Origin of the sequence: Haloarcula sp. K1, assembly GCF_001647155.1 — an archaeon.
Taxonomy (GTDB): Archaea; Halobacteriota; Halobacteria; order Halobacteriales; family Haloarculaceae; genus Haloarcula; species Haloarcula hispanica.
The window spans coordinates 1-2210 of the sequence record NZ_LRHL01000039.1 but is presented as its reverse complement, the minus strand read 5'-3'; the positions used below and the strand labels follow the sequence as shown (position 1 = coordinate 2210).

The window sequence follows — 2210 nt, the reverse complement described above, 5'->3', positions numbered from 1 at the left end:
TAGCGACCAGTGACGTTCTGGAGGATTGTCGTCACGTGTGGGAACCCATCGGTTGTCTCTGGATGGTATGCGTTGAGAAACTCTTCGAGGAGTCCCCACCCTTCGGTCTGTATTGCGTCGTCAAGCACGATGATGAGTTGTTCTCGATAGGCTCTGGAGATACCCCGGTAGCGGTCGGATTCTCCGGCCTCATGTGCGGTCGATAACCGTGTTTCGTACGTTGCGACTGCCCGTGTGAGAGCGGTCACATCCCCGTCGTCAGCGCTCGCTAACTGTTGATCAAGCCCATCCAGTTCAATTTTGTCAGGGCGGCGGTCTGTTGTCATTACTTGTCCTAACACCAACTGGGGCGTAATGTTTGTGTCACAGAATGACGACAATCTCGTATGGCCGAGACATATGCTCTTAGCATCCACGTTGAATCCTACGAGTTCAGCGGAGAATTCTATCTGGTTGGCGACAGATACGACACAGGTGGAGAAGTGCTGAAACACGTGGCAACCGACCATATCTTGGCGATGAAGCAACGCCCACACGCCGCCGAGTACCTGCTTGAGACGCTTCAAGAGGGCAAGAACGTGAGCAAGTCCGAGTACGAGCAGACAGAACCAGACGTCTCCTGTGGACTCCACTTCGATGTCGACCACCAGCAGTTTCGATTCTGGGTCGGCGACTACTCCGTCGACATTGGACGACAGCCGACAAAGAGCGACCTTCGCTCAATCGCTGACGACCTCCCAATGTAGTCCTCCCTGTTGGTGTGTTACCCCAGCAAGGACAAGTATCCCACCTGCATAGAGAGAGGTGAATGCGTCTCTCATTTGATGATGGCACGCTTCTGCTTGAAGACGCTCCTGACGCTGTGCCGTATGCCGAATGGGACGACCGCGTCGACGAGTATCGGGCGCAAGCGCAGCACTATCGTTCCATCCGAAAATGGGCAACCGAGTCCGATGGACAAGCGACCCTCAAAGAGTCCACAGCGACTGTCGATAAGGTAGAGGATGATGCTCGTGCCTACTCGGAACTCTATCTCACACCGTCTGTCGCTATTGAACCACGGGAATACCAGCAAGACGCTCTCTCGGCGTGGCAGGACAATGGCCGACAGGGGAGTGTTATTCTTCCAACAGGGAGCGGGAAAACGTTCCTCGCTGTCCAAGCTATTGCGGATGCAGGCGTGAGTACGCTCGTGGTTGTGCCAACCATCGACCTGATGAACCAGTGGCACGCGACTCTCACCAACGCTTTCGGTGACCAGCTCCCAGACGGTGTGGGTGTTCTCGGTGGTGGCAGCCATAATATAGCGGACATCACGGTGACGACTTACGACTCTGCCTACCGCTATATCAACGAGTATGGCGATCAGTTCGGGCTTCTCGTTGTAGACGAGGTACACCACCTACCAGCGCCGACATATCAGCAGATCCCCGAGATGACGATTGCACCGTATCGACTCGGACTCACAGCTACGTACGAGCGTGCCGATGGAGCACACGAAGAATTAGAGGACTTGCTTGGAACGGTTGTCTATCGCGAGGCGGTTGATGAACTTGCTGGGGAGTATCTCAGCGAATACGAGACTATTCATCTCCAAGTCGAACTCACAGACGAGGAACGGACAACGTACGACGAGGAGTACCAGATATACCGTGACTACGTGGACAGCCACGATTTCGAGCTCTGGAAGGAGAACGGATATCAGGANNAATCTGCTGAAGCGACACTACAACGACCGAACCATTATTTTCACCGCCAATAACGAGTTCGCGTACGAGATCTCCCAAGAGTTCGTCGTGCCCTGCATCACCCATCAAACTGAGACTGACGAACGTACAGAGATATTGGAGCGGTTTCGAACGGGTGAGTACTCGATGTTGGCTACGTCACAGGTACTGGACGAAGGGATAGATGTCCCCTCTGCGAATGTCGGAATTATTCTCTCTGGAAGTGCCTCGAAACGGCAGTATGCGCAACGGCTAGGTCGGATTCTCCGGCCGACGGACGACAGGCAACCCGCCCGTCTCTACGAGATTATTGCTGAAGACACGGTGGAAACATATGTTTCTGAGCAGCGACGACAGGGGGTGGCAACGAATGCTGACAGCTAATCTTGCACGCTCACGGACACACGAGGATACTATCACGCCGTTATTCATTGACGCCAGCGAGCAACAGTATCGAGAGACGGCCGAGGAACTCATTCAGAT

At 54.2% G+C, this 2210-nt stretch carries 1 protein-coding gene and 2 pseudogenes; 2 read left to right on the top strand and 1 reads right to left on the bottom strand.

The window, feature by feature from the left end; translation table 11 throughout:
* A pseudogene (locus tag AV929_RS12420) lies at positions 1 to 326 on the bottom strand (hypothetical protein); the annotation flags it as partial.
* 60 nt (positions 327 to 386) lie between these two features.
* On the opposite strand from AV929_RS12420, the gene AV929_RS12415 reads away from it, so the two are divergent.
* Together AV929_RS12415 and AV929_RS12410 are read left to right on the top strand one after the other, a co-directional pair.
* Positions 387 to 746 (top strand): hypothetical protein, encoded by a 360-nt coding sequence (locus AV929_RS12415; RefSeq protein WP_064288409.1) that lies wholly within the window; start codon positions 387 to 389, stop codon positions 744 to 746.
* A 62-nt stretch (positions 747 to 808) separates the two neighbouring features.
* Positions 809 to 2111, top strand: a pseudogene (locus AV929_RS12410) (DEAD/DEAH box helicase family protein).
* Positions 2112 to 2210 lie beyond the last annotated feature (99 nt).